General features: G+C 60.2%; 25 protein-coding genes. 16 read left to right on the top strand and 9 right to left on the bottom strand.

Features of this window, described 5'->3' with window-relative positions; translation table 11 throughout:
- Nucleotides 1-126 precede the first annotated feature (126 nt).
- Entirely contained in the window at nucleotides 127-303 is a 177-nt protein-coding gene (locus tag GIR22_RS26010) for a hypothetical protein (protein WP_178122369.1), read from the top strand.
- A gap of 435 nt (nucleotides 304-738) precedes the next feature.
- Here GIR22_RS26010 and GIR22_RS19950 read toward each other — a convergent pair whose 3' ends face one another.
- Both GIR22_RS19950 and GIR22_RS19945 read right to left on the bottom strand, forming a co-directional pair.
- Nucleotides 739-1,902: a multidrug effflux MFS transporter gene (locus GIR22_RS19950; protein ID WP_154744984.1), complete on the bottom strand. Its 1,164-nt coding sequence runs from the start codon at nucleotides 1,900-1,902 to the stop codon at nucleotides 739-741.
- Nucleotides 1,903-1,985: 83 nt separating this feature from the next.
- The gene (locus GIR22_RS19945; protein WP_154744983.1) at nucleotides 1,986-2,183 is read right to left on the bottom strand and encodes a heavy-metal-associated domain-containing protein; all 198 of its coding nucleotides are present in this window, start codon (nucleotides 2,181-2,183) and stop codon (nucleotides 1,986-1,988) included.
- A 148-nt stretch (nucleotides 2,184-2,331) separates the two neighbouring features.
- Here GIR22_RS19945 and GIR22_RS19940 point away from each other — a divergent pair, with 148 nt between their 5' ends.
- The 3 genes from GIR22_RS19940 to cueR all read left to right on the top strand — a co-directional run bounded on the left by GIR22_RS19940 (nucleotide 2,332) and on the right by cueR (nucleotide 5,391).
- Entirely contained in the window at nucleotides 2,332-2,712 is a 381-nt protein-coding gene (locus GIR22_RS19940; protein ID WP_154744982.1) for a hypothetical protein, read from the top strand.
- 76 nt (nucleotides 2,713-2,788) lie between these two features.
- Nucleotides 2,789-4,987 carry a heavy metal translocating P-type ATPase gene (locus tag GIR22_RS19935; protein WP_154744981.1) on the top strand — a complete coding sequence of 733 codons (2,199 nt, stop codon included), beginning with the start codon at nucleotides 2,789-2,791 and terminating at the stop codon, nucleotides 4,985-4,987.
- Complete coding sequence (gene cueR / locus GIR22_RS19930) at nucleotides 4,984-5,391, top strand: Cu(I)-responsive transcriptional regulator (protein ID WP_154744980.1); 408 nt, start codon at nucleotides 4,984-4,986, stop codon at nucleotides 5,389-5,391. The genes GIR22_RS19935 and cueR overlap by 4 nt, the downstream gene beginning before the upstream one ends.
- A 33-nt stretch (nucleotides 5,392-5,424) precedes the next feature.
- On the opposite strand, the gene GIR22_RS19925 is transcribed toward cueR, so the two are convergent.
- The gene (locus GIR22_RS19925; RefSeq protein WP_154744979.1) at nucleotides 5,425-6,324 is read right to left on the bottom strand and encodes a PA4780 family RIO1-like protein kinase; all 900 of its coding nucleotides are present in this window, start codon (nucleotides 6,322-6,324) and stop codon (nucleotides 5,425-5,427) included.
- Nucleotides 6,325-6,513: 189 nt separating this feature from the next.
- Nucleotides 6,514-7,791, bottom strand: coding sequence for an acetyl-CoA C-acetyltransferase (locus GIR22_RS19920; protein WP_154744978.1), 1,278 nt, complete (start codon nucleotides 7,789-7,791; stop codon nucleotides 6,514-6,516).
- Nucleotides 7,792-7,905: 114 nt separating this feature from the next.
- On the opposite strand from GIR22_RS19920, the gene GIR22_RS19915 reads away from it, so the two are divergent.
- Nucleotides 7,906-9,258 carry a 3-oxoacyl-ACP reductase gene (locus GIR22_RS19915; protein ID WP_154744977.1) on the top strand — a complete coding sequence of 451 codons (1,353 nt, stop codon included), beginning with the start codon at nucleotides 7,906-7,908 and terminating at the stop codon, nucleotides 9,256-9,258.
- A 2-nt stretch (nucleotides 9,259-9,260) separates the two neighbouring features.
- Nucleotides 9,261-10,109: a MaoC family dehydratase gene (locus GIR22_RS19910; protein ID WP_154744976.1), complete on the top strand. Its 849-nt coding sequence runs from the start codon at nucleotides 9,261-9,263 to the stop codon at nucleotides 10,107-10,109.
- Nucleotides 10,110-10,145: 36 nt separating this feature from the next.
- Here the strand turns inward: GIR22_RS19910 and GIR22_RS19905 are convergent, their stop codons facing one another.
- Both GIR22_RS19905 and GIR22_RS19900 read right to left on the bottom strand, forming a co-directional pair.
- Nucleotides 10,146-10,559 carry a response regulator gene (locus GIR22_RS19905; protein WP_154744975.1) on the bottom strand — a complete coding sequence of 138 codons (414 nt, stop codon included), beginning with the start codon at nucleotides 10,557-10,559 and terminating at the stop codon, nucleotides 10,146-10,148.
- Nucleotides 10,560-10,621: 62 nt separating this feature from the next.
- Nucleotides 10,622-10,822, bottom strand: a complete 201-nt coding sequence (locus GIR22_RS19900) for a Flp family type IVb pilin (protein WP_154744974.1) — start codon at nucleotides 10,820-10,822, stop codon at nucleotides 10,622-10,624.
- 320 nt (nucleotides 10,823-11,142) lie between these two features.
- On the opposite strand from GIR22_RS19900, the gene cpaB reads away from it, so the two are divergent.
- The 8 genes from cpaB to GIR22_RS19860 are packed head-to-tail and all read left to right on the top strand — an operon-like array spanning nucleotide 11,143 to nucleotide 18,589.
- Nucleotides 11,143-12,075, top strand: a complete 933-nt coding sequence (gene cpaB, locus GIR22_RS19895) for a Flp pilus assembly protein CpaB (RefSeq protein ID WP_154744973.1) — start codon at nucleotides 11,143-11,145, stop codon at nucleotides 12,073-12,075.
- A gap of 19 nt (nucleotides 12,076-12,094) precedes the next feature.
- On the top strand, nucleotides 12,095-13,318 hold the full coding sequence (locus GIR22_RS19890; RefSeq protein ID WP_154744972.1) for a type II and III secretion system protein family protein: 1,224 nt from the start codon (nucleotides 12,095-12,097) through the stop codon (nucleotides 13,316-13,318).
- On the top strand, nucleotides 13,315-14,505 hold the full coding sequence (locus GIR22_RS19885) for a CpaE/TadZ family protein (RefSeq protein WP_154744971.1): 1,191 nt from the start codon (nucleotides 13,315-13,317) through the stop codon (nucleotides 14,503-14,505). Before GIR22_RS19890 ends, GIR22_RS19885 begins: the two co-directional genes overlap by 4 nt.
- Nucleotides 14,502-15,779 (top strand): TadA family conjugal transfer-associated ATPase, encoded by a 1,278-nt coding sequence (locus tag GIR22_RS19880; RefSeq protein WP_154744970.1) that lies wholly within the window; start codon nucleotides 14,502-14,504, stop codon nucleotides 15,777-15,779. The genes GIR22_RS19885 and GIR22_RS19880 overlap by 4 nt, the downstream gene beginning before the upstream one ends.
- Before the next feature lie 21 nt (nucleotides 15,780-15,800).
- Complete coding sequence (locus tag GIR22_RS19875) at nucleotides 15,801-16,682, top strand: type II secretion system F family protein (RefSeq protein ID WP_154744969.1); 882 nt, start codon at nucleotides 15,801-15,803, stop codon at nucleotides 16,680-16,682.
- Between the two features lies 1 nt (nucleotide 16,683).
- Nucleotides 16,684-17,571, top strand: coding sequence for a type II secretion system F family protein (locus GIR22_RS19870; protein WP_154744968.1), 888 nt, complete (start codon nucleotides 16,684-16,686; stop codon nucleotides 17,569-17,571).
- Nucleotides 17,572-17,581: 10 nt separating this feature from the next.
- Nucleotides 17,582-18,304: a tetratricopeptide repeat protein gene (locus tag GIR22_RS19865; protein ID WP_154744967.1), complete on the top strand. Its 723-nt coding sequence runs from the start codon at nucleotides 17,582-17,584 to the stop codon at nucleotides 18,302-18,304.
- A gap of 12 nt (nucleotides 18,305-18,316) precedes the next feature.
- A complete protein-coding gene (locus GIR22_RS19860; RefSeq protein WP_154744966.1) occupies nucleotides 18,317-18,589 on the top strand; it encodes a DUF3613 domain-containing protein in 273 nt (90 codons plus the stop codon).
- 68 nt (nucleotides 18,590-18,657) lie between these two features.
- Here the strand turns inward: GIR22_RS19860 and GIR22_RS19855 are convergent, their stop codons facing one another.
- Together GIR22_RS19855 and GIR22_RS19850 are read right to left on the bottom strand one after the other, a co-directional pair.
- The gene (locus GIR22_RS19855) at nucleotides 18,658-19,449 is read right to left on the bottom strand and encodes a response regulator (RefSeq protein WP_178122368.1); all 792 of its coding nucleotides are present in this window, start codon (nucleotides 19,447-19,449) and stop codon (nucleotides 18,658-18,660) included.
- A 126-nt stretch (nucleotides 19,450-19,575) separates the two neighbouring features.
- Entirely contained in the window at nucleotides 19,576-20,049 is a 474-nt protein-coding gene (locus GIR22_RS19850) for a prepilin peptidase (RefSeq protein WP_178122367.1), read from the bottom strand.
- 72 nt (nucleotides 20,050-20,121) lie between these two features.
- Here GIR22_RS19850 and GIR22_RS19845 point away from each other — a divergent pair, with 72 nt between their 5' ends.
- A complete protein-coding gene (locus tag GIR22_RS19845) occupies nucleotides 20,122-20,559 on the top strand; it encodes a TadE/TadG family type IV pilus assembly protein (RefSeq protein WP_154744965.1) in 438 nt (145 codons plus the stop codon).
- Nucleotides 20,556-23,303 carry a PAS domain-containing sensor histidine kinase gene (locus GIR22_RS19840; protein ID WP_154744964.1) on the top strand — a complete coding sequence of 916 codons (2,748 nt, stop codon included), beginning with the start codon at nucleotides 20,556-20,558 and terminating at the stop codon, nucleotides 23,301-23,303. Before GIR22_RS19845 ends, GIR22_RS19840 begins: the two co-directional genes overlap by 4 nt.
- Here GIR22_RS19840 and GIR22_RS19835 read toward each other — a convergent pair.
- Nucleotides 23,300-25,303 carry a pilus assembly protein TadG-related protein gene (locus GIR22_RS19835; RefSeq protein ID WP_154744963.1) on the bottom strand — a complete coding sequence of 668 codons (2,004 nt, stop codon included), beginning with the start codon at nucleotides 25,301-25,303 and terminating at the stop codon, nucleotides 23,300-23,302. The genes GIR22_RS19840 and GIR22_RS19835 overlap by 4 nt on opposite strands.
- Nucleotides 25,304-25,375 lie beyond the last annotated feature (72 nt).

Raw genomic sequence — 25,375 nt, 5'->3', positions numbered from 1 at the left:
CTGTTATTCATGTAAGTGATGGACGACACCGCTAGTCAGAGACTTGATCCTTGTCATATTTTTAAGCGTATTCGGGTTTATATTGGCCGCCTTTGCCACGCAATCTTTTACGTGAGGAAGTCAGCAATGAAAATCCTGATAAAAGCGTTAGCAAAATCCCAAGGCAACAAATGGCAGGTTCGTCTGGACCAGAACGCCTTTACCTTCCGCAGTGAGGCCGAAGCCCGCGCGTTTGCCGACACCCTGCAAAGCCGAATCCAGGCTCCTCACCGATTCCCTGAAGTACACCGCTCAGTCGGCTGATGTAGCCGCTGGCGTAGTCGCCTGGGCTTTGAAACCGCTGAAGGTCCTGCGGCCCTTATCGCAGCCTCGTGCCTCGACAGCGGCTACAAAAACCACGCCGATCACCTGTAGCCGCTGGCGTAGCCTGCGATCGGCTGCGCAGCAGTCGCATGGGCTTTGAAACCGTTGAAGGTCCTGCGGCCCTTATCGCAGCCTCGTGCCTCGACAGCGGCTACAAAAACCACGCCGATCACCTGTAGCCGCTGGCGTAGCCTGCGATCGGCTGCGCAGCAGTCGCCTGGGCGTTGAAACCGCTGAAGGTCCTGCGGCCCTTATCGCAGCCTCGTGCCTCGACAGCGGCTACAAAAACCACGCCGATCACCTGTAGCCGCTGGCGTAGCCTGCGATCGACTGCGTAGCAGTCGCAAAGGCCTTGAAACCGCCGAAGGTCCCGCGCTACAAACGCCGGGTCAACATGGCTACGGTTACCGCCAATACCCCGCATAAGCTGATGACCATCGCCATCGGCATCGCCGTGCCATCGTGCAAAAAACCGACCAACGACGCCGCTCCCGCAGCCACCCCAAACTGGATGCAACCGAGCAATGCCGAAGCACTGCCGGCTCGGGCGCCCTGCCCGTTCATGGCGCATGCCGAGGTATTGGGCAGAATGCAGCCCAGGCTGGCGATACAAATAAACAGCGGCACCAGCAATGGCCACAAGGCTTCAGTGTGCAAGGCGCTGACCGCCAGCAATGCCAAGGCTGCTCCCAGGTAGACCCACACCGTGCGCCCCAGCAAAAACGCCGGGCCATGCTTGGCTAACAGCCGCGCATTGACCTGCGCCACCAGGATAAAGCCAGCGGCGTTGGTACCGAATAGCCAGCCGTAATGCTCGGCGGGGACGCCGTAGAGCTTGATAAAGACAAAAGGCGAACCGGCGATGTAGGCAAACATTCCGGCAATCGCGATGCCACCGGTCAAGGCGTACCCCAGAAATACCCGATCAGCCAGCAAACGACCGTACTGGCGCAACGCACCTGACAAGGGTTGACGCGGCTGATGGGCCGGAAAACTTTCCGGTAAGCCAACAGCCACCGCCACGGCGGCAAACACACTGAACACTGTCAGCGCCAGGAAAATCGACTGCCAGCCATATAGACCGACCATCACTCCGCCCAGCATCGGCGCAAGGATCGGTGCAAGTCCGACCACCAGCATCAACTGAGAAAAGACCTTGGCCGAACCCACCGCGTCGCATTTGTCGCTGACCACGGCCCGGGAAATCACCATGCCCGCACAGCCGCCCAAGGCCTGGACGAAGCGCGCACCGATCAGCCACTCCAGGGACGGTGCATAGGCACAGGCCAGAGACGCCAGGGTGAATAAGGTGACACCGCTCAACAGCGGAACTCGCCGGCCAAAACGGTCCGCCAACGGCCCATAGATCAACTGGCCGATCGCCAGGCCGATGAAGTACACCGCCAGAGTCAGTTGGATATTTTTTTCGTCGGTGCCGAAGGCCACGGCCATGGCCGGGAAGCCTGGCAGGTAAAAGTCGATCGCCAGCGGCGCAAATGCGCTCAAGGCCCCCAAGATCAAAATTATGCGAAGGTTCATCAGGCACCCAGGTCAGTCAGAACCAACAGTCTAGCCGGGCTAGGGAGCCTTGAACATTATGTTAGGTCGCTAACTATTAAAAATCAGGCGAGCTTCGCGCTGTAGCCTTCTTCGCTGATCAAACTGATCAGTTGCGCCGACGACAGGGTACTTTCGACCCCCACTTCCTTGGCTGCCAGGTCGACTCGCACGCTGGCGGCCGGGTCCTTATCCTGCACCGCCTGGGTTACCGCACGGACACAATGGCCGCAGGTCATTCCTTCAACGCTGAATACTTGCATGGCATGACTCCTTTGATGAGGTTGCCCACAGCTTTGACCTTGCCACTATGGCAAGGTCAAGTTCTGAAAACATCTGCCGGGCTGGTATTCATCCGCAGCGTCGGCCAAGCTTCACCCATCCATGAATGCTTAATTCGGAGAATTCGCCATGCGCTGGTCGTTTTTTAGCCTTGTCAGCCTGTTGAGCTTGTTCGCTACTGTTCCCCAGGCCAGCGCCGATGAAGACTACGCGGTACTGATCATTTCCCGGGAGCGCCTGGAAGTGCCTACCAACTGCGAAATCGGCCTGTATCTCAATGATCAGTTGGCGGGCAGGTTATTTCAGGAACAGGCCACCTCGTTCAATCTACCGGCAGGCAATCTGTCATTGCGCCTCAAGCTGCTACCTGGTCAGTCCCCAGGCTGCTTGCCGGGCATGCTTGCGCCACCGGCGCAAAACATCACATTAAAAACCGGTGACGTGCGCAAATTGCGCATCGCCCAAGGCCCGGATGGCATGTACCTCAAGCCCGCGGCGCTGGAATACTGAAACATTGATCTGAAGCCTTGACCTTCCCCGCAGGTCAAGGTTGATGCTAGGGGCAACCTCTTCTGGAGTACTGCCCATGAACGGATCCACCACCTTCGACCTGCCCATCGGCGGCATGACCTGCGCCAGCTGCGCCGGGCGGGTCGAACGGGCTCTTGGCAAAGTGCCAGGTGTACAAAGTGTCAGCGTCAACCTGGCCAACGAACGCGCCCATGTTGAAGTGCTGGGCCAGCTCGACCCTGGCATCTTGATCGCCGCCGTCGACAAGGCCGGCTACACCGCCACCCTGCCCCAGAGCGAAAAAGCCACCCAGGCCAGTCAAGAGCAGCGCTTGCAATACGAACGCTGGTCGCTGCTGCTGGCGATCCTCCTGGCCCTGCCACTGGTGTTGCCGATGCTGGTGCAACCGTTTGGCCTGCACTGGATGCTCCCGGCCTGGGTGCAGTTTGCCCTGGCCACGCCGGTGCAGTTCATCTTCGGCGCACGTTTCTATATTGCCGCGTGGAAAGCCGTGCGCGTCGGCGCCGGCAATATGGACCTGCTGGTCGCCATCGGTACCAGCGCCGGTTATGGCCTGAGTATCTATCAATGGCTGACCGCGCCCTCTGGCAGCATGCCGCATCTGTATTTCGAAGCTTCGGCGGTGGTGATCGCCCTGGTGCTGCTGGGCAAATACCTGGAAAGCCGTGCCAAGCGCCAGACCGCCAGCGCCATCCGCGCCCTGGAAGCCTTGCGCCCGGAGCGGGCGATTCAAGTGATCGACGGCCGCGAGCAGAACGTCGCCATCAGCGCCCTGCGCCTCAATGACCTGGTGCTGGTCAAACCTGGCGAGCGTTTCCCGGTGGACGGCGAAGTGGTGGAAGGCCAGAGCCACGCCGATGAAGCGTTGATCAGCGGCGAAAGCCTGCCCGTCCCAAAACAGCCGGGAGATAGCGTAACCGGCGGCGCGATCAACGGCGAAGGCCGGCTGCTGGTGCGCACCCTGGCCCTCGGCGCAGAAAGTGTTTTGGCGCGGATTATCCGCCTGGTGGAAGAAGCCCAGGCCGCCAAGGCGCCGATCCAGAAACTGGTGGATAAAGTCAGCCAGGTGTTCGTACCAGCCGTGTTGGTGCTGGCCTTGGCCACCTTGGTCGGCTGGTGGCTGTACGGCGCACCACTGGAAACCGCATTGATCAATGCGGTCGCCGTGATGGTGATCGCCTGCCCCTGCGCACTGGGGCTGGCCACACCCACGGCGATCATGGCGGGCACCGGTGTTGCTGCTCGTCACGGTATTTTGATCAAGGACGCCGAAGCCTTGGAACGTGCCCACCAAGTCAGTGCCGTGGTCTTCGACAAAACCGGCACCCTGACCTCTGGCACCCCGAAAATCGCGCATTCAAGTGCCATGGATGGCAATGAAGCCTTGCTGCTGCAACAGGCCGGCGCGTTGCAACGGGGCAGTGAACATCCCTTGGCCAAAGCGGTATTGGATGCCTGCGACGCGCAAGGCCTGGACGTCGCCGATGTCAGCGCCAGCCAGTCCCTGACCGGGCGCGGCATTGCCGGCACCCTCGACGGCCGCCGACTGGCCCTGGGCAATCGGCGCCTGCTGGAAGATACCGGCCTGAGTGCAGGCGACCTGGCCAGCTCGGCCAGCGCCTGGGAAGCCGAAGGTCGCACCCTGTCCTGGCTGATCGAACAAAGCCCGCAACCTCGCGTGCTGGGCCTATTTGCCTTTGGCGACACCCTCAAGCCCGGTGCATTGGAAGCAGTGCAGCAACTCAAGACGCGGCATATCAGCAGTCATTTGCTGACAGGCGACAACCGCGGCAGTGCTCGGGTTGTCGCAGAGGCACTGGGGATCGACGATGTTCACGCCGAGGTCCTGCCCGCCGACAAGGCTGCCATCGTTGTCGAGCTGAAGAAAACCGGTGTGGTGGCGATGGTCGGTGATGGCATCAATGACGCCCCGGCACTGGCCGCGGCCGACATTGGCATTGCCATGGGCGGGGGCACCGACGTGGCGATGCATGCCGCCGGCATCACCCTGATGCGTGGCGACCCACGCCTGGTTTCGGCAGCGCTGGAAATCAGCCGCAAGACCTATGGGAAAATTCGTCAGAACCTGTTTTGGGCCTTTGTGTATAACCTGATCGGTATTCCGTTGGCGGCCTTTGGCCTGCTCAATCCAGTACTGGCAGGCGCGGCGATGGCCCTGTCCAGTGTCAGTGTGGTCTGCAATGCGCTGCTGTTGAAAACCTGGAAACCCAAGGATCAAGAGGATCAATCATGAATATCGGCCAAGCGGCGAGCCAAAGTGGCCTGAGCGCCAAGATGATTCGCTATTACGAGTCTATCGGCCTGTTGAAACCCGCCCACCGCACCGACAGCGGCTATCGCCTGTATGGCGCCGACGACCTGCACACCCTGGCGTTTATCAAGCGTTCGCGGGACCTGGGATTTTCCCTGGGGGAAGTGGGCAAGCTGCTGACCCTGTGGCAGGACCGGCAACGGGCCAGCGCCGACGTCAAGGCGCTGGCCCGCCAGCATGTCGAAGAGTTGAACCAGAAGATTCGGGAGTTGGGGCAATTGCGCGATACGTTGCAAGACCTGGTGGAGCACTGCCAGGGCGACCACCGGCCGGACTGTCCGATTCTCAAGGAATTGGCGGCGGGGGGCTGCTGCGAGAAGAGTTGATCGCTCCCACGCGTGGGAACGATCAACGCCAGATCATTGCATCCAAGGCGGCGGTGGAGGCTCTTGCGAGGCTTTATCTGGAGGCGCATCGTCAGCCGCACGGATCGCCTGGCGACGCTCTTCATCCAGCCGCGCCGCTTCGATCTCACGAATAATGCCGCCCACATCCGCCAACTCTTCCGGCTCGTCGAACTCACCGGTCAAGACACTGGCAGGATGCAGGGTGCCGGCTTCGTACAACGCCCACATCTCCTTGGCGTACTTGGTCTTCTTTAATTCCGGCGCGAAATGCCCGAAGTAGGAAGCCATGTTGCCCACATCCCGCTCCAGCATGCTGAACGCATGGTTGTTACCCGCCGCATCCACCGCCTGAGGCAGGTCGATGATCACCGGGCCCGTGGGCGTCAGCAGCACGTTGAACTCAGACAGGTCACCGTGTACCAGGCCGGTACACAACATCAGCACGATCTGGGAAATCAGAAAGGCGTGATATTCACGAGCCTGGTCAGGCTCCAGCACCACGTCGTTAAGCCGTGGCGCCGCGTCGCCGTACTCATCGGCCACCAGCTCCATCAACAGTACGCCGTCCATGAAGTCGTAGGGTTGGGGAACCCGAACACCGGCGCCGGCCAATCGAAACAGCGCAGCCACTTCGGCGTTCTGCCAAGCGTCTTCGGTTTCTTTCTTGCCGAACTTGGAGCCCTTGGCCATGGCCCGGGCCTGCCGGCTGTTACGGACCTTACGGCCTTCCTGGTATTCGGACGCCTGACGAAAACTTCGTTTATTCGCCTCCTTGTAGACTTTGGCGCAACGTAACTCGTTGCCACAGCGCACCACATAAACAGCTGCTTCTTTACCACTCATGAGTGGTCGCAGCACTTCGTCGACCAGACCGTCTTCGATCAGGGGTTCAATGCGTTTAGGAGTCTTCATCAGCTTTTATTGTGGGTCCTTTATTACCAAACACGCGTATGGCACTCGTTATACGGCAATCCTCTCATTGCGGGGAGAGGGTACCGACCTTTGACCGGTTGAGAATGCATCCAATGTGCCAAATTAATCCGGCACGCGACCTTTGCCCGCCATTCACCCGCAGGGTTGGCTTGCGGATGATAACGGAGTTCAACGCTCGATAATTGCTGTTACGCCCTGGCCGCCCGCCGCACAGATTGAAATCAGGCCACGGCCCTTCCCGGCCGCGTCCAACAGCTTGGCCATATTGGCGACGAGGCGCCCACCCGTGGCGGCAAAGGGATGCCCGGCGGCCAACGAACTGCCTTTGACGTTCAGGCGGCTACGGTCGATGGAGCCCAGCGGCGTGTCCAGTCCCAGGCGTGTCTTGCAGTACTGCGGGTCTTCCCAGGCCTTCAGCGTGCACAATACTTGAGCGGCAAACGCTTCGTGAATCTCGTAGTAATCAAAGTCCTGCAGCGTCAGGCCGTTCCTCGCCAACAAGCGCGGGACCGCATACACCGGCGCCATCAGCAGCCCTTCTGCGCCGTTGACGAAATCCACCGCAGCCGCTTCGCCATCGCGCAGGTAAGCCAGGATCGGCAGGCCCCGCTCGTTGGCCCAGGCTTCACTGCCGAGTAACACCAGCGAGGCGCCATCGGTCAGCGGTGTCGAGTTACCAGCGGTCAGGGTACCCTTGGCGCTGCGCTCAAAAGCGGGTTTGAGGTTGGCGAGTTTTTCCAGGGTCAGGTCGGGCCGCAGGTTGTTGTCGCGGGTCAGGCCGAGAAACGGCGTGAGCAAATCGTTGTGCCAGCCTTCGGCGTAGGACGCGGCCATTTTCTGATGGCTTTCCAGGGCCAACTGATCCTGCTCGGCCCGAGAAATTTGCCAGGCCTGTGCCATCAGTTCGCAGTGCTGCCCCATGGACAAGCCGGTACGGGGTTCACCATTACGCGGCAGTTGCGGCTTGAGATGCTGCGGACGAAGTTGTAACAAGACTTTTAATTTGTCGACGATGGTTTTGCTACGGTTGGCTTGCAGCAGGATCTTGCGCAGCCCTTCATTGACGCCAATGGGGGCGTCGGAAGTGGTATCGACGCCCCCCGCAATGCCACACTCGATCTGCCCCAAGGCAATTTTGTTGGCCACCAGCAGTGCCGCTTCCAGGCCCGTTCCGCAGGCCTGTTGAATGTCATAAGCCGGGGTTTGCGGCGACAGCCGCGAGCCGAGCACGCACTCGCGGGTCAGGTTGAAGTCCCGGGAGTGCTTGAGCACCGCACCCGCGGCCACCTCGCCCATACGCAGGCCATGCAGGTTGTAGCGCTCGATCAGGCCTTCCAGTGCCGCAGTCAGCATCGCCTGGTTGCTCGCCGTGGCGTAGGGGCCATTGGACCGGGCGAAGGGGATGCGATTACCGCCAATGATCGCTACACGGCGCAATTGAGTCATGGAAAGCTCCCGTTAAAGGGTGGGTGGAATCACTGAGCCTAGCCTAGGCTCAATCGAACGACTGCCGTCCTTGGGCGGTCCATCGTTTGAACCCCTGCAACCGGAGCGCGTTCCATGTCTGACCGTTATATCGACTTCGCCAACTCAAGCCTCGGCCATCGCTTGGTCGCCGCCATTGGCCTGCCGTCGCCGGTACGCCTGGAACGCTGGCAGGCCGGACGCCTGCGCCCCGTGGAGGGAGCGCTGTTGATCGGCGGCGGCGGGCTTGCGACCAAGGTCATGGCGTTTGCCAATAAATTAACCGACGCCGTCTACAGCTACGGCCCCGAACCATCGGCGGCCCCGGCCTGGATTCCCGGCCATGGTCCCAAGCTCAAGGCGGTGCTGTTCGATGCCAGCCAATTGCAGCACACCGACCAGCTCAAGCAATTGCGAGAATTCTTTCAGCCCCTGCTGAAAAATCTCGATCACAGCCCACACCTGGTAATTCTTGGCCGCGCTCCGGAAAGCCTCGGTGACCCTTTCGCCGCCAGCGCCCAACGAGCCCTGGAAGGTTTCAGCCGGTCCTTGGCCAAAGAATTGCGCAGCGGCGGCACCCTGCAATTGCTCTATGTAGATGACGGCGCAGAAGACCAGTTGGAAGGTGCGCTGCGGTTTTTTCTCTCGCCCAAAAGCGCCTATGTCTCAGGCCAGGTGATCCGCCTGAACGCCTGCGCCACCCAGGTCCAGGACTGGACTCGCCCACTGGCCGGAAACAAGGCCCTGGTGACCGGCGCCGCCCGCGGTATCGGCGCGGCCATTGCCGAAACCCTGGCCAGGGACGGCGCCGAGGTCATTTTGCTCGATGTACCACAGGCCAAGGCGGACCTGGATGCCTTGGCCGCGCGCCTGGGAGGGCGCAGTATCGCCCTGGATATCTGCGCCGAAGACGCCGCCACACAGTTAATCGAAGAATTGCCGGACGGCATCGACATCGTCGTACATAACGCCGGTATCACTCGCGACAAGACGCTGGCCAACATGACCCCGGAATACTGGGACGCCGTGCTGGCGGTCAATCTCAACGCACCACAAGTCCTGACCAAAACCCTGCTCGACAGCGCCACCTTGCACGACAACGGCCGCGTGGTGCTGCTGGCCTCCATCAGCGGCATCGCCGGTAATCGCGGGCAAACCAACTATGCCGCGAGCAAGGCCGGGCTGATCGGCCTGGCCCAGGCCTGGGCGCCGCTGCTGAAGGAACGCGGGATCAGCATCAACGCCGTGGCCCCCGGTTTTATCGAAACCCAGATGACCGCGCATATTCCCTTCGCCCTGCGTGAAGCCGGGCGCCGCATGAGTTCCCTGGGCCAGGGCGGCTTGCCCCAGGACGTCGCCGAAGCAGTGGCCTGGCTGGGCCAGCCAGGTTCGGGGGCGGTCAGCGGGCAGGTATTGCGGGTGTGTGGGCAAAGTCTCTTGGGAGCGTAAGCATGGATTGGCACACGTTAGGCAACACCCCCTTCCTGCCGCCCCTTTACTGGCGGGCAGCGCTCAAACGCAAAGTGAACGGCACAACATTGCCCGAACAGGGGCTGCGTTGCTGGATGAGTGTAGACCCCAGGCACCTGGCGGCCTATCGCAAGGTGTGCGGCTTTGATAACAGCCCGATCCTGCCGGCCACGTATCCACACATTCTGGCGTTTGCCCTGCAGATGCAGCTACTGACGGCCAGGGATTTCCCGTTCCCGCTGCTGGGCTTGATCCATCTGAGCAATCGCATTCGTATCCTGCGCCCCCTGGGCAGCGTGGGTTACCTGCAGGTCAGTGTGAAGACGCAGAACCTGCAGCCGCACGCCAAGGGCGCGACGTTTGACTTGATCACCACGATGGAGGACTCATTGGGCCCGCTGTGGGAGGCAGAAAGCCGAATGCTCTGCCGTGGGGTGAAACTGCCGGGCGAGGTGGCGGATGACGCGCTGCTACCTCCCATCGACCTCACCGAGCTGACCCGCTGGAAAGCCCCGGCCGATATTGGCCGCCGCTATGCCCGGGTGTCTGGCGACTACAACCCCATTCACCTGAGCGCCTTGAGCGCCAAGCTGTTCGGCTTCCCCCAGGCGATTGCCCATGGGTTGTGGAACAAGGCACGCACTTTGGCGGCACTGGAGCAACACTTGCCCACCGCCAATATCGAGATAAACGTGGCGTTCAAAAAGCCCGTTCGCCTGCCCGCTGAAGTCACGTTATTGAGCAGCGCACCGGGGGCCAATGGAGAGTTGCAATTGATGGGCGCCAGCGATATCGAGCATATGAGCGGCAGGTGGCGGCCGCTTGCCTGAGGCCGAACAGCTTCAACCGGCGGGCGCGGCATGTCTCTACAGATTGACCAGCCGCACCTTCGGCAACGGGAACAGGTTGTTCAAGGTGTCGAGCAAGCGCAGCAGGTAGATCGGTTTGCGAAACAGGTCCAGCACCTGCAGGCGCAGCATGTCGCTGACATCATCCATCTCGGCATGGCCAGACATGACAATCACTGGCAGGTGTTGGCGGGCCGTGTGTTCGCGCAGGCACTTGATCAAGGAAATGCCGCTTTCCTCGGGCATGCGCAGGTCAGTGATGACCAGGGCGATATCGGGATGCAAGGTCAGCTCTTGCAAGGCGACCGTGACCGAGGTGGCCGTGAAACACACAAAACCCTCGTGCTCCAGCGATTCGGCCAGTTCAACGAGGGCATCTTCTTCATCGTCCACCAACAGGATTTGTTGGCGTACAGGTGTGGCAGCGTTCATGAGCAATACCTTACCGGGATCCATTACTGGCTGTATTGCTCATGAATGGCTGCCAAAACAGGTCAAGCGGCGGGGGCGGCGATGGCATCACCGACTCGATCAAGAAGGGCTGCAATATCCGTCCCTAGTGTCTGTGCCGCAACCATCACAACCAGCGCGATCACGGCCACGAGAATCGCGTATTCAATCGCCGTGGCGCCGTCTTTGCGATGAACAAACAACTGAAGCTGAACAAAGAGCTTCATCAGAAAGATACGGAACATAACATTTCTCCTTGCGCCAGAGCGCTGATTACAGTTTTTACACGATGATTGCGGTACGCCACTAGAGCATTGTCAACAAACCCCCGGATCACAACTGTAAGAAGCGACTAATAACAAAGTATTAGTCGGAAGGTTGACCCCATAAGTCCATGTTTCTTCGTCTGTTTATAAATCCAAAAAAACTTCCAAGGACTAATGGCATTTTGTCCTAACTGCGCTACCTTCAATAGCGAAAACGTAAGATGTTCATAGCTGCCTGGTTGCGAAGTTGTTCGCTGGGATAGGCGAGCGTGTAGTGCAACAGGAAAGGGAGAGCCGTCATGAACAGCCGTTTCAGCATGATACTGGCCGGGTTGCTATTAGTCGGGGCACTGTTTGCCGGCTATTGGGGCCTGGTCTTGAGTCGTACACCAGCCCCCGCCGCCGTGCCGTCAACACCAACAGCCACCGTGGAAAAAACCATCGATGCCGTCGAAGACCAGACTCGCCAATCGGTAGTGGTACTGGCCCATGACGTGCCGCCTTTTGTCGCCCTGACCGACGCAGACCTGACGCTGGAAAGATTGCGCACGGCCCCCGCCGGCAGCTTGACCCGTATCGATCAAGCCGTTGGGCGCACCCCATTGAGAGCCCTCGGCGCCGGGACCTGGCTGACCGAGGAAACTTTCTCCCCTGGCGGCCCCCTGGCACGCATGATCCGCGCCGATGAGCGCGCCCTGGCAGTCTCCGTCGATGAGGTGATTGGCGCAGGCGGGCAACTCAGCCCAGGGGATTATGTGGATGTACTGCTGGCGCTGCGCCAGGAACCCGGCAACACCGAACAATCGGCGCAAATCGTCATTCCTGCCCTGCGCCTGCTCAGCGTAGGTGATCAACTGGGGCTGGCCAACGATGGCAAGCCTGCGTCCCCTCCCCCGGTCACCCCCGAAGAAAAAGCCCAACAGGCACAACGCCGGGCAGCGGCGCGCACCGTGGTGCTGGCGGTGCCGGAGCAACTGCTGAGCCGGCTGATGCTCGCCGCCCAGGCCGGTACCTTGCGCCTGGCTGTGCGCAGTGCCGACGAACAATTGCTCAGCCACTACTGGGCTGGAAAAAGTGATTCACCCAGCAAACTGCAAAGCACCAACCGCGACCTTTATCAGTTCACTCAACTGGCCCTGGTGGGCCCGTCGAAAAAGCGCGGCCAAGGTAGCCCGCGCCGTGCGGGCGTCGAAGTGATACGCGGCAGTCAAGTAACCCAACAAACGCCCTGATTGATCAAGGATGCCTTGAATGAGCCATCGTTACGCACCAGTGTTCACGCAAATGACCTGGGCCCTGATGCTGTCGAGCCTGCCCGTGAGCCTGACTCTGGCAGCACCGGGAAATTGCAGCAACCTGGAGCAATTGCCTGCCGTGGTGGAGGTGGGCGAAGGCTTGCAACAAGCACTGCAATCTCCGGTGGCGATCACTCGCCTGGCCATCGGCGATCCGAAAGTGGCAGACGTGCACCTCAATGGCGACCGTGGCTTCCTGCTGACCGGGGTTGCGTCCGGCACCACCAGCCTGATGGTCTGGACCGGCTGCTCCACGGCGCCCCGCCAGAGCATGGTGTTCGTCAAGGGCAAGGCCACCTCTGCGCTTACCAGCCAGACGCTGTCGCCCTCCACCGACCCTGCACTGCCCAGCCAGGTGCAGACCGATATCCGTTTTGTCGAGGTCAGCCGGACCAAGCTCAAGGAGGCCAGCACCTCCATCTTCGGGCGCGGCGGCAACTTTCTGTTCGGCAGCCCCGGCAACGGCGTAACGGCCACTGGTACCAGTTTCAGGGGCCTGCCTGTCAATGACCAAACCTTCAATATCGGCTTTGGCGGAGGTCGCTTCTCGGCCATGATCAACGCCCTGGAAGGCAGCGGCTTTGCCTACACCCTGGCGCGTCCCAGCCTGGTGGCACTGAGCGGCCAAAGCGCGACATTCCTCGCCGGTGGCGAAGTGCCGATCCCGGTGCCCAGCAGTGGCAGCAACAGCATTGCCATCGAATACAAGGAGTTTGGCATTCGCCTGACCCTGACCCCCACGGTGATTGACCACAACCGAATTTCCCTCAAGGTGGCGCCGGAAGTCAGCGAGCTGGATTACATCAACGCCGTGAACATTCAAGGCATCGCCGTACCCGCCCTGACGGTGCGCCGCACCGATACCAGCATCTCCCTGGCCGATGGCGAAAGCTTCGTCATCAGCGGGCTGATCAGCACCAGCAACCGCTCTAACATCAGCAAGTTTCCCGGCCTGGGCGATATCCCGATCCTCGGTGCGTTTTTCCGCGACTCAGAGATCAAGCGCGAAGAAAAAGAGCTGCTGATGATCGTCACTCCACACCTGGTCCAGCCCTTGGCCGCCAACGCTGCGCTGCCCTCCTTGCCCGGCGAGCGGCTGCGCAACTACGACCCGAACTGGTACCGCCTGTACTTCCTGGAAAATGGCAACTTCGACCGGCGCAGTGGACTGTCCGAATGAGCGATAGCCTGAGCCAGACTTTTCTGGCGATCACCCGTAACAACACCGACCTGGAATGGCTCCAAGGTGCACTGGCGCCTCTTGGCCAAGTAGTCAATGCCAGTGGCAGCCTGGATGAATTGCTCGCGCTGGTGGACGTGACCTTCGCCAACCTGGTGTTTGTCGGGCTCGACCGCGAACACGCAACAGCCCAGAGCGCGCTGATCGAAGGCGTGCTGGAGGCCAAGCCAATGCTGGCCATCGTCGCCCTCGGCGACGGCATGGACAACCAATTGGTACTCAACGCCATGCGCGCCGGCGCCCGGGACTTTGTCGCCTACGGCTCGCGCGCAAGCGAAGTGGCCGGGCTGGTGCGACGCCTGAGCAAACGACTGCCCGCCGTAACACCCAACACACAACTGGGCGGCCTTACCGTGCTTTATGGCACCCAGGCCAACACCGATGGCGCGCTGCTTGCCAGCCACCTGGCGCTGGTGGTGCAAAAAAGCGGGCAACAGACGTTGTTGTTGGACCTGGGCCTGCCCTGTGGCGACAGCCTGGCGTTGCTGGGCCTGGAAAGCTCATTCAACTTTGGCGATGCCTTGCGTCATCTGCGACGCCTGGACGCAACCCTGATCAACAGCGCCTTTACCACGGCCGAAGACGGTTTGCGCATCCTGGCCTACGCCAACAATGATGAGCCCCTGGAGCAAACCAGCGCCGCCGAGTTGTACATGCTGCTCAGTGCCTTGCGCCAACATTTTCAGCACACCGTGGTGAACCTCACCGGGCAACCCGACAGCGAGGCCCTGCGTACGTTTATCAGCCATTGCGACACGCTGCTGTGGTGCACCGACCAAAGCGTGCTGGATTGCCGACGCAACCTCGCCGTGCTGAATCAGTGGCGAGAAAAAGGCATGAAACTGGACCACGCACGCTTGCTGATTGATCGCTACCTCAAGGGCACCGCCCCGAACAGCGAGGCCCTGGAAAAAACCTACGGCCTGGAAATCATTGCGGTGCTGCCCTTGAGCCCCGAAGTACGGCTCAATGCAAAAAACCAGGGGCAAACCTTGTTCAACCTGGCGCCACGGGAGCGCTTGACCCAAGGCCTGAAAGCGCTGGGAGAGCGTCTGCAAAAACGCCCCGAAGGCCTGGAACCCCCTTCAACCCGCTGGTTTGAACGATTGTTGGGAGCAGGCAAATGAACGGTGAAAAGCTCTTCGGCGCCCCCACCCGAGGTGCCCGTGGTAACGCCGATCATGACGGCCTGAAACTGGTGCTGCATCGCTACATCATCGATGCCATCGAAGAGTCGGGAAAAAACCTGCTGGAAGGCTCGCGCCAGTCCCTGGCGCAACTTGTCATCGACAAAGTCGTCGAGTACATCACCCGCATGCACCTGGCGATTTCCCGTTATGAAATGGAACGCCTGGCTGAAGAAATCGTCGACGAGCTGACCGGTTTCGGCCCCCTGGAAGTGCTGCTGCGCGATCCGTCGGTGACTGAAATCCTGGTCAACGGGCCACACCGGGTATTTGTCGAACGGGACGGCTTGCTGCACCAGAGCGAACTGCGCTTTATCGATAACCATCACGTGGAGCGGGTCATGCAACGCATCCTCGCACCCTTGGGGCGGCGCCTGGACGAGTCGTCGCCGATGGTCGATGCGCGCCTGCCCGATGGCAGCCGGGTCAACGCCATCATCCCGCCAATAGCGCTGGACGGGCCCTGCCTGTCGATTCGAAAGTTTCGCAAAGACATGCTCAAGAGCAGCGACCTGGTGGCCATGCAAACCATCGACCAGAACATTTACGAGTTTTTCCAGGAGGCCGTAGGCAAACGCTGCAACATTTTGATCAGCGGCGGTACCGGCACCGGTAAAACCACCTTGCTCAATATTCTCAGCCAATTGATCAACCCCCATGAGCGCCTGGTGACCATCGAAGACGTGGCCGAACTGCAACTGGGCCATCCCCACGTGGTGCGCCTGGAAACCCGGCCGCCCAATGCCGAGGGCCATGGCGAGGTCAAGGCCAGCGACCTGATCCGCAACGCCCTGCGGATGCGCCCGGACCGCATCATCCTGGGTGAGATTCGCGGCGTGGAAGTGCTCGACGTGATGACCGCCATGAATACTGGCCACGACGGTTCCATGAGCACCGTGCACGCCAACAATGCCCAGGACGCCTTGCTGCGCCTGGAAACCCTGGTGGGCTTGACGGGTCGCGTGGTGGCGGAAAAAACCCTGCGGCAAATGATCTGCGCCGCACTGGACGTGGTGATCCAACTGACCCGCCTGCCCGATGGCCGGCGCTGCGTCAGCGAGGTGGTGGAAGTAGTGGGGATACGGGATGACGTCTATGTCACCAATACGCTGTTCCGGCATGACAAGCGTACCGGCTTCGGTTTCCTGCGCGAGGCAATCAACCCTGCCGGCGACAAGCTGCGCCGCGAGTCGGCGATGCCACTGCCGTTATAAACAGGAAGGAGGGAGAGTGATATGACTGGCCCCATCCTGATACTCATCTGCGTGATCCTGATCGGCTTGTCGGTAAGGATGTTCCAGAACGGTATACGCAAGGCCGAGACCGACCGGGTGCTGGAACGCCTGGCCGAAGGGCAGCCATTGCTCAATGAAGTGCACAGCACCTGGACGGGTTTGGAGCGAATGTTCCTGCGTGCCGGCCTGGGCAAACCGACGGACAACCTGGGGCTGTGGCTGACCGTCTGGGTTCTGGGGGTGTTCCTGGGGTTTCTGGTCGCCAGTTGGTTCGGCTTGCTGCTGATGGCGCTCTTGCCGCCGCTGGTCCTGCGGCTGTACATCGCCTGGCGCTATCAGCGGCGGTTGAAGCGGATGATCGAACAACTGCCGCAACTGCTGGATCACACCGTGCGCAGCCTCAAGTCGGGTCGCACCCTGGCGGATGCGGTACTGGGCGCCATCGAGGCCACCAACGACCCGCTGAAACAAGCCATGGGCCGCATTAAGCGTAACGTTCAATTAGGTATCAGCTTGCCTGAAGCCGCCAATGACTTCGCTGAGTTTTATGAGCAGAACGAGTTCCGGCTGTTTGCCCTGGGCTTGAAGGTCAACCATCAATATGGCGGCAATGCCAGCGAGCTGTTGGAAAACCTGATCAAGATGATTCGGGAACGGGAGCAGGGGGCTCGGCAATTGCGGGCCATGACCGGTGAAACCCGCATCACTGCCTTTGTTCTGGGTGGCCTGCCGATTTCCATGGTCGGGTATTTCATGCTCGCCAATCCGGAATACTTGATGACTATGTGGAACGATGGCACCGGCCGCTATCTGTTATTTGCCGCCCTCGCCATGCAAGTGCTGGGCTGCCTGGCGCTTTGGCGCATGTTGCGGAGTATTTGAGATGGCCTTGCTGATCAGCGCGCTGCTGTTTCTTGCCGCCCTCATCGTGATTGTCGGCCACCTGTTGGAACAACGCCGGCGTCAACGTCTCGTCACCCAGCGGCTGCAAGGGCAACTGGCCCGTGAAGACCGGTTCGGCACCCTGATGCGCCAGCTGGGCAGCAGCTCCATCGCTCAACGCTCAATCAGCCAGGACAGCGAAACACAGACGCTGCTCAACCGGGTGGGTTGGAGAAAATCCAGCCAGCGCTCGATGTTCGCGGCCTGTCAGGTAGGTGTCCCCATCGTGCTGTCGGGACTTGCCATACTGACCCAGGAGTTGTTCTTCCAAAAAGTCGAGTCACCCTGGATTGTCCCCTTGATAGCCTTGGGGGTCGGCTATCTGCTGCCTAAGCGCATCCTGGCCCGCGCCGCTAAAACCCGGCAACAGGAGATCGCCCTCGAGGTCTCGACCTTCATCCCATTGTTGCGGATTCTATTTGAGTCCGGCATGGCGGTTGAACAATCCCTGCGCGTCTTAAGCACACAATCGCAGCGTTTGTTACCCGTCCTGACGGCTGAACTGCGCTTGATCCTGATACGGGTCGATTCCGGCCTGGATTTGGGCGAAGAGCTGGGCAAGACCGCCAAGCTGCTGGTCGTGGATGAGTTCACTGACACGACGGTGATTCTCCAGCAGTTGCTCCATCAAGGCGGCGGCGCGATGAAGTCGTTGCTGGCGCTCAAACAACTGCTGGACGACCGCCGCTTGACCCGTTTGCAGGAATATATCTCCAAGTTGTCGGCCAAAATGTCGGTGGTGATGATGCTCTTCCTGTTTCCCGCGTTGCTGATTGTCCTTGGGGGACCGGCGTTTATCGCCATCGCCCGATCCCTGAGTAATATTTAAGGAGCGTTCGATGAAAGCCCTGATTCCCGCCCTGGCGTTGTTGATGCTCGGCGGTTGCGCCACCAACGGCCAGCCCCCTTGGGCGAACCTGATGTCCCCGGGCAGTTGCCCCAAGCCCGCTGCCGACCAGGAGCTGTCGTTGAACCTGGCCAATGAGATGGCCAACGATGGCAAGCTGCACGCCAGCCTGGCTAACCTGCAGAACCTGCCCGATACCCTGCCCCAGGTTCGCCAGCGCAAAGCCAAGGCCTATCGATTGCTCGGGCGCAGTGAAGCCGAACCGTTGTACCGCAGCCTGCTGGGCACCTGCATGGCCGCAGAAGGTGAGCACGGCTTGGGGCAACTGGCCGCGGCCAGGGGCAATAACGGCCTGGCCATGGCCCACCTGCAGCGTGCCGTGAAACTGGCGCCCACCGACGAAAAAATCCGTAATGACCTGGGCGTGGTGTATCTCAATCAACTGCGCACCAAGGACGCACGCTTTGAATTCCTGACCGCCATGGAACTCAAGCAGGGTGATCAACTGGCCGCCGTCAACCTGGTGACCTTGCTGATCTATCAGAACAACTGGGAGCAAGCGGCGCACCTGGTCAGCCAGTCGGGCCTGACCCCCGAGCAAGTCACCGAGGCCAAGACACGGGCTGAAAAACTCAAGGGTTCGGCCACACCGGCGCCAAAGGCCAAGGGGCAAGTGGCTGCGGGCAGCGATGTTCTGTCGCCGGTCATCCAATAAAAGGAGTTCACGATGAACATTCACTACCTGGCCAGCATCGCGATACTGACGCTGCCCTTGACCGTACTGGCCATCGAGCCCGGCCCCTCTTCCAGGCAACAGCAAGAAACCGAAAACTGGTTGACGTTGCAGGTCAGTGGGCAGGTGGCGTCGCCCGTTCTGCAGAAGACCACTCCCGCCGAACGCGAACAGGCCATGCAGCGTTGGCTGGACAGCAACAAGCACCCAATCCCCGAATATTTTGATCAAAAAGCCGGGGGGAAGGCGTCAGGGGGAACCAACTGAGTCATGAAGCGACAGCCCTTGTAGAGCGAGAAGAACCAAGCGCCCTCCTCACGTCTAAACAATGGGCGTCAGTGGGCCGTCATCCGCTGCCGCATGCCCGAGTGGCCGGGTGAGAGCGCCAAGGCCAACTGGGTGCGGTTATGCATGTGGGTCAAGCGCAATACCTGGGACACATAGAGTTTGACGGTGTTTTCAGTAATCCCCAGTTCACAGGCGATCTGATAGTTGGTCTGGCCCTTGCTCACCAGCCGGGCGACATCCAGTTGCCGAGGGGACAATTGATTGAAGATCGCCGGCATTTCCATCGGTTCTGCATTATCGACCGCCGGCCCATTCTCGCCATCCGACGACGCGGGTGCCGGGCTGCGGCGCACCTTGTCCAGATCCTGGTACAGATCATTGATGGACTCGGAAAGGTATTGCAGCTTCTGGTTCAAACTGCCCAGGTGCACACTCTTTTGCCGATCCGCCAACACCGCTTCCTGGCGCTGCAGGCCTTCTAGCAACTCTTCAAGGTTGATGGGTTTCTGGTAGTAGTCGGCAATCCCGGCGCGCAGGGCCTTGATCACATCCTGCTTGTCGGCACGGCCGGTCAGCATGATGGCCTCGAACGCCCGCGTTTTGCCGGCCACTTTTTGCATCGCCTGGACCAACTCGATGCCATCCATCTGCGGCATATACAGGTCGCACAGCACCAGGCTGATCTCGGTGTCTGCGCTGAAACGCTCCAAGGCCTGTTGGCTGGACTCACACGGGACGCAACGATAACCGCTGCTTTCGAGAAATTCACAGAGCTCCTCCACGATCAGGGGTTGATCGTCGACTACGAGCACTTTTACTGCCGATATAAGCTTGTTCACGCGTTACTCCATGCCTGGCAAGCCAAAAATTGACCTATCACTTCAAAAGACCTTTCCCACACAACTATGAGAATAAACGTAGCCTACTTTCCGACTATGTACATAGCGATAGGTGGAACAGGACGATTAATGGATCCAAAACCAGGCACAGCCAAACCCAATCAGGAGAAAGGGCGCAAAAGGTAGTTTTGTTGAGGCGCCAGGCGCCAGGTGCGTCAGTCGCTCTTTAAGCCCTTGCCCCATAAGCGGCCACAGCCTGGGGGCGAATATCAGCCACAGCACGCTGGCGCCCGCCGAGCCGACCAGGGACCCCAGCACAATGAGTGGATCCGTTGCCAGGCCCAGGGCCGCCAGCAGCTTTACATCGCCCGCCCCCAGGCGTCCCAGCGCGTATCCTGGCAGGGTGAACAACAATGCCAGGATGAACGCCCCCAGGCCTTGAGACACAGAGGCTCCCAACCAGGTAGATCCGTTCCAGAGCAAATAGATCAGCGCCAACAACGCCACACCCAGTGTCAGCCGATTAGCGATCTGACGCTGGCGTGCGTCCTGCATTGCACATATAAATAGCCAGAGGATGATAATTAAGCCCTGAGTCACGTAAAAAACATCCCTTTTGGCTGATTGATTCTATGCTGGTATCAAGTGCTAGCAGTCAGGGTAGACGCAGTGATGAAAACAAACCTCCCCCGTAGGCAAAAAGGCGCCGCGGCGATTGAATTCGCCGTGGTTTTTGTGGTTTTTTTTGCCGTGTTCTACGGGATGATCAGCTACAGCCTGCCTTTGCTGTTGTTACAGGGATTCAACCAGGCCACCGCCGAAGGTGTGCGTCGTGGCGTAGCCGTGGACCCCAACATACCGGACTACTCCAAGGTGCTCCAGGACACCGCAAAAGACGCCGCCAGACTCAACCTGAACTGGATCCCGAGCGCCTTCCACTTCGCTGACGATCATGTCACCGCAAGTTACGTCGGTGGCGTACTGACCGTCCAGGTCTCGTACCCCTCAACCCTTCTCAAAGGCGTTTTGCCATTCATGGTCCTGCCAGGCATTGGCACCGTGCCGAACCTGCCGGCCGACCTCCAAGCCCGATCGAGCCTGCAATTTTGATCTCGGGGGACACACTCTTCGGGCGCCTGCTCGGCCGCGGCAGCGCCCAGGCCCCGGGCACCCGCATCCATCCAGCCCAACCCTGCGCCGGGTTGCAATTGCAATTGGATAATCAAGGCCGTGTGCTGCATATCGGCGGCACGTTACGCCAACAACTGCCCCAACCTCTCAGCAGCGACCCCCTACCCTTGCTGCGTGATCTGTTGTGCGCCCACAGTGCCTTGGTAATTGAAGGAGCCCCGCTGCACTGGCAACGCCACAGCCTGGACCTGGATTTCCACACGGCCGCCGGGCCCACCCTGCATACCCGAGGCGCGGTCGAGGCCCATGGCGATGGCTGGTTGCTGCGGGTGCTGGACATTGGTGACTTGCTCGGCGACCGCCAAGCAGCGCAATACCGCCAACAGAACCATCAACTCACCAGCCAGATGAGCGAACAACTGCGGGTGTGCAGCCTCACTCGCCTGCCGCAGGTATTCAACGAACACCTGCGCAGCCTGGCCCAGCGCTGGCACATTCCCTGTGTCGCTCTCGCCTTGCTGGATCAACAGGACCAAGGCTGGCTGATCTACAGCCAGTACGCGGCCCATGATGCACCCGCACTGTGGCAAACCGGGCAACACCTGGGCACCTGCCTGGACAGCATCAACAGCAATACCCCGCTGAGCCTGGACATGGCCCAGGGGCACAGCGAGCACCCTCGCTTGCACAGTGTGTTTGGCAACACCGACGGTTTCCTGGTGCCCTACCGGGACGGCCAGGGCGTCGCGGCCTGGCTGCTCTGCGGTTTTTATAGCGGCCAACAACTGACCAGCGAACGCGACTGGCTGAACCTTACCGCCGCCCTGGCTGGCCCGTTGCTCAGTCGTCTGCGCGAGCAGCGTCACCATCAACAACTGGAGCGCCTGGAGGCCTTGCAAGGTTTGTTGGGAACCGGCTGGTGGGAGTTATTGCCCGCCAGCACAGACATCCAGTTGGCCCCCCAACTCGTGCGCAGCCTGAACCTGGAAGACGGCCCCTCCCGCCTGCCCCAGGCTGCCTGGCTGAACCTGATCCACACCGCCGATCGCCAGGAGCTCAACAGCCGCCTGCAAGACCTGCAAACCCTGGGCAAGCCGCTGTTGACCAGCGTGCGCCTGCAACGCAGCGATGCCAGCGGACTGCCGATCTGGTACCGCGTCCAGGGCCAGGTCCTGGGCGTCGGTGACAACCGGCGCTGGGTCGGCTTCATGCTCGACATCAGTGATATCAAGAACCAGCAACTGCAAGCGGCCGCCGCCCATGCCCGGCTGGATAACCTGATTGCCAGCTCACCGGCAGTGATCTACGTGCAGCGCTATGTGAACGGTGCCCTGCACCCGGCGTTTTACAGCGACAGCCTGTTGCCCGTACTGGGCTGGACCCTGGCCGAGGCGACTCACGACAGCCTGCTTGCGTGGGTCCACCCCGACGACCGCGATATCTACTTCGAGCGCACTCGCCAACTGCTGCGCGAGGGCAGTGTGCGCAGCCGTTACCGGGTGCGGGACAAACAAGGTGACTACCACTGGCTGCTGGACGAGGCCAAGCTGCTGCGTGACGACCTTGGCCTGCCGGTGGAAGCGGTCGGCTTGTGGCTGGACGTCACCGAGGCGACCCTGGCGGCGCAACGGGTCAAAGACAGTGAAGAGCGCTACCGGATCCTGGTGGAAGACTCCCCCGCGATGATCTGCCGTTACCGCCCGGACCTGACCCTGACCTTCGGTAACACGCCGCTGGCCAACTACATGGAGTGCCTGCCCGAGCAATTGCCGGGGATGAACCTCAGCCACTGGCTTTCGGAAGAACAGCGCCTGGTGTTTGTACAACGCATCAGCCAGTTGAGCCCGGAGTTCCCGGTCAGCACCGCCGAAATCAGCCTGCAACTGCCGGGGCGCGAACATGCCTGGTGGGTCTGGTCCGACCGTGGCGTGTTCGATGAACACGGCCAGTTGCAAGAAATCCAGGCCGTGGGCCGCGACAACACCGAAGTGCGTCGCTCCCAGCAGCAACTGACCCAAAGCGCAAAAATGGCCACCCTCGGCGAAATGGCCACAGGCCTGGCCCATGAAATCAACCAACCGCTGAACGTGATGCGCCTGGCCATCGTCAATATACTCAAGCGCCTGGGTAACGGCGACGTACAGGTCGACTACCTCACGGAAAAACTCCAGCGCATCGACGCCCAGGTCCAGCGGGCGGCACGGGTGGTGGACCACATGCGAGTGTTCGGGCGGCGCTCGGAAGTCGAGCAACAGCCGTTCGACCCGGCACAAGCGCTGGAAGGTACCCTCGCCCTGCTCGCCGAAGGCATGCGCGGCAAAGGCATCGAATTGCGTATCGCCCCGGCCTGCGGGCCGGTGCAAGTCAAAGGCTATGCCGACCAGTTGGAGCAAGTGCTGATCAACCTGCTAGTCAACGCCCGCGACGCCCTGCTGGGCACCCGTGAAAACGACCGCGACTTCCAGCCCTGGATTTCGGTACACCACGAACATGACAGCCGGCATGTACGCATCTGGGTGGAAGACAATGCCGGCGGCATCGACTCGCGCCTGCTGGAGCGGATTTTCGAACCATTTTTTACCACCAAGCCGATTGGCGTGGGCACCGGGCTGGGGTTGTCGGTGAGCTATGGGATTGTGGAAAACATGGGGGGACGGCTGAGTGTTGCCAACGGGGAGGATGGGGCGCGGTTTTGTGTGGAGTTGCCGGTGGTAGAAAGTTAGATCACCAGGTAGGCACGGCCAGTGTGACAACTCAGGTTAGCACCCACCTCGACCTGATTGACGTCGATACCCAGCCCCAGTAACAGGGTGTTAAGCACCGTATCCAACAGAGGGCCCAGCACAGTTTTTATCGTAGCGATCAGGAGTGAACTGACGTTGCTCAGAATCGACCCAAGGCCACCGATAACATCACCCAGCAAGTTCGAGTTGCCAGGTGTCGGGCCGTACATCTGAATGTTGATACCCGCCACCGTATCCGAGAGGTTGGTGACCAGGTTAGTCGTGACATAGGGGTAATAAAGCGGCTGCTGTCCAATATCCTTCAAGCCGGGTGAGACATAGGTGTGGGTCACCGACGTATTGGCATTTTCCGCCACCTTAGTATCGACCGACAAGGCAATACCGCCACCTACAGAGGGCACACGAGGACTGCAGTCATTGAAAATCAGCAACCGGCGACAGGTCATGGTGCCGATATCCACCAATTTTATAGGAAGAAGTTGAATTTGTGACGGTGTCTGGCTGTTGCCGAACACGCTGGAGGGGTCAATATTGCCGACTTTCAAAGTCGCCAGCGCCGTCGTGGTATTGGTCGTCAGAGTTTTACTCGCGGGGTTGGCGCAACTATAACCGGTGACCCAACTGCTGCCATTGGCAGCATCCAGCGCCACGTCGATCTTCAGAGGGGGCGGTAGAATTTGCAGATCAGGCATCGTGCAGGACGCTCCCAGCAAACAGGTCAAACCATCAATCACGCCTACCAGATTAAGTTGCAGCAGCGAACTCAAGGTGCTGGTCAGCGGCCCGACCAGCCCGGTCACTGCGTTTGTCAAAGGCGCCAACGAATCCAGCACCGGCAAGCCGATCGACAATAGAACTCGCAGTTGAGCCGTCTGCACATAAATACGATTTGGCCCAGACTGCGGATTGTGCCCAACAGCAATTGCTTTGGCAGGACTGCCGATCGCCGACATCTGCGGTGGTTGCAGCACCTGAACCTTGGCAGTGATCTGTGCCAGACCCGGCAAGTTGATCGGAAAACTGGCCACCAAACCATTGGTCTTGTTAGCCAGCTGTACGAAGCCCTCGATCAGGTCGAATACCTTCACGTTCACCGCGAGCGCCGAAACATCGGTGCCACTGACAACCTGCAGTACATTGCCCAGGACCACCTGGGTAGTACCTGCCGCCACATTGAGTGCCTGCAAACTGGCAATGGTCACCGTCGCACCCAGGGTATGAGTAGGATCCAGCACATTGATCGCGGATTGAAACAGTTGGCTGACATGGATGGTGTTGCCCAGCACTTGCGAGTAGCCAACCGCCGTAAGCCCAAGGTCGACTTTCAACTGGTTCAGATAACTCAGCAGGGAAATATCGGAGGCAATCAGGCCATTCCAGCCTGCCGCCGATATATTCAAACTGCCACCCAACAAACCACCGAACAGACTATTGAGAATGACGGACTTGTTGGAGTCTACGTCGATTGTCGTACTCTGGATGGTCAGCGAAGCCACCGGTGGCGCCAGCGCCGCAACCGCCGTCGCGGTCAACGTCGTATTCCCCAATGCCTGCCCCTTGAACAGGTTCCATACGCCATTGGCAAGACTGGTTGTCAGAGTATGTGTCGCCACCACACGTATGGCTTCGTTTTTACTGGCATCGGCGCTGAATACCCGTATGTTGCTGGCGTTGGTCGAGAGTCTGCCGCAATCCACTACCAGCCCCCGGCTGCTGTCGTTGGCAACCACGGTAAAACCGTTGCGCGTGGCATTTTGTTTGGCGTAGTCGGTAGCGGTGTTAGTTGGCGTGCACTGGCCGCCGAGGCCGGCAGCTTCCAACGCCGCCATATCGGCCACGTTTTGCAACTTACGCTTCTCCAGATACAACCGCCCGCTGTCCACCACCAACAACATGCACACCAGCGCCAGCGCCAAGGTGCCGACCGCCATCAGGCCAATGGCACCGCGCTGCCTGGAGTATTCAAGTCGGGGAGACATCGGGGGCTCCTTTGCCGGCGAGCGGCCGGGCGCTTACTCTCCTGTGTTGAACAGCAGTGTAGACAAGGGTTG

Origin of the sequence: Pseudomonas karstica, from assembly GCF_009707515.1 — a bacterium.
GTDB lineage: Bacteria > Pseudomonadota > Gammaproteobacteria > Pseudomonadales > Pseudomonadaceae > Aquipseudomonas > Aquipseudomonas karstica.
The sequence above is the reverse complement of the archived record's forward strand: the minus strand, read 5'-3'. Positions and strand labels throughout refer to the sequence as shown.

What these genes read in the sequence shown, in the direction of transcription:
- GIR22_RS19865 (WP_154744967.1), top strand. Translation starts at nt 17,582, where the DNA reads ATGAAAGCCCTGATTCCCGCCCTGGCGTTGTTGATGCTCGGCGGTTGC.
- GIR22_RS19940 (WP_154744982.1), top strand. Translation starts at nt 2,332, where the DNA reads ATGCGCTGGTCGTTTTTTAGCCTTGTCAGCCTGTTGAGCTTGTTCGCT.
- GIR22_RS19910 (WP_154744976.1), top strand. Translation starts at nt 9,261, where the DNA reads ATGGATTGGCACACGTTAGGCAACACCCCCTTCCTGCCGCCCCTTTAC.
- cueR (WP_154744980.1), top strand. Translation starts at nt 4,984, where the DNA reads ATGAATATCGGCCAAGCGGCGAGCCAAAGTGGCCTGAGCGCCAAGATG.
- GIR22_RS19925 (WP_154744979.1), bottom strand. Translation starts at nt 6,324, where the DNA reads ATGAAGACTCCTAAACGCATTGAACCCCTGATCGAAGACGGTCTGGTC.
- GIR22_RS19880 (WP_154744970.1), top strand. Translation starts at nt 14,502, where the DNA reads ATGAACGGTGAAAAGCTCTTCGGCGCCCCCACCCGAGGTGCCCGTGGT.
- GIR22_RS19890 (WP_154744972.1), top strand. Translation starts at nt 12,095, where the DNA reads ATGAGCCATCGTTACGCACCAGTGTTCACGCAAATGACCTGGGCCCTG.
- GIR22_RS19835 (WP_154744963.1), bottom strand. Translation starts at nt 25,303, where the DNA reads ATGTCTCCCCGACTTGAATACTCCAGGCAGCGCGGTGCCATTGGCCTG.
- GIR22_RS19915 (WP_154744977.1), top strand. Translation starts at nt 7,906, where the DNA reads ATGTCTGACCGTTATATCGACTTCGCCAACTCAAGCCTCGGCCATCGC.
- GIR22_RS19935 (WP_154744981.1), top strand. Translation starts at nt 2,789, where the DNA reads ATGAACGGATCCACCACCTTCGACCTGCCCATCGGCGGCATGACCTGC.
- GIR22_RS19870 (WP_154744968.1), top strand. Translation starts at nt 16,684, where the DNA reads ATGGCCTTGCTGATCAGCGCGCTGCTGTTTCTTGCCGCCCTCATCGTG.
- GIR22_RS19860 (WP_154744966.1), top strand. Translation starts at nt 18,317, where the DNA reads ATGAACATTCACTACCTGGCCAGCATCGCGATACTGACGCTGCCCTTG.
- GIR22_RS26010 (WP_178122369.1), top strand. Translation starts at nt 127, where the DNA reads ATGAAAATCCTGATAAAAGCGTTAGCAAAATCCCAAGGCAACAAATGG.
- GIR22_RS19845 (WP_154744965.1), top strand. Translation starts at nt 20,122, where the DNA reads ATGAAAACAAACCTCCCCCGTAGGCAAAAAGGCGCCGCGGCGATTGAA.
- cpaB (WP_154744973.1), top strand. Translation starts at nt 11,143, where the DNA reads ATGAACAGCCGTTTCAGCATGATACTGGCCGGGTTGCTATTAGTCGGG.
- GIR22_RS19945 (WP_154744983.1), bottom strand. Translation starts at nt 2,183, where the DNA reads ATGCAAGTATTCAGCGTTGAAGGAATGACCTGCGGCCATTGTGTCCGT.
- GIR22_RS19885 (WP_154744971.1), top strand. Translation starts at nt 13,315, where the DNA reads ATGAGCGATAGCCTGAGCCAGACTTTTCTGGCGATCACCCGTAACAAC.
- GIR22_RS19905 (WP_154744975.1), bottom strand. Translation starts at nt 10,559, where the DNA reads ATGAACGCTGCCACACCTGTACGCCAACAAATCCTGTTGGTGGACGAT.
- GIR22_RS19950 (WP_154744984.1), bottom strand. Translation starts at nt 1,902, where the DNA reads ATGAACCTTCGCATAATTTTGATCTTGGGGGCCTTGAGCGCATTTGCG.
- GIR22_RS19900 (WP_154744974.1), bottom strand. Translation starts at nt 10,822, where the DNA reads ATGTTCCGTATCTTTCTGATGAAGCTCTTTGTTCAGCTTCAGTTGTTT.
- GIR22_RS19920 (WP_154744978.1), bottom strand. Translation starts at nt 7,791, where the DNA reads ATGACTCAATTGCGCCGTGTAGCGATCATTGGCGGTAATCGCATCCCC.
- GIR22_RS19875 (WP_154744969.1), top strand. Translation starts at nt 15,801, where the DNA reads ATGACTGGCCCCATCCTGATACTCATCTGCGTGATCCTGATCGGCTTG.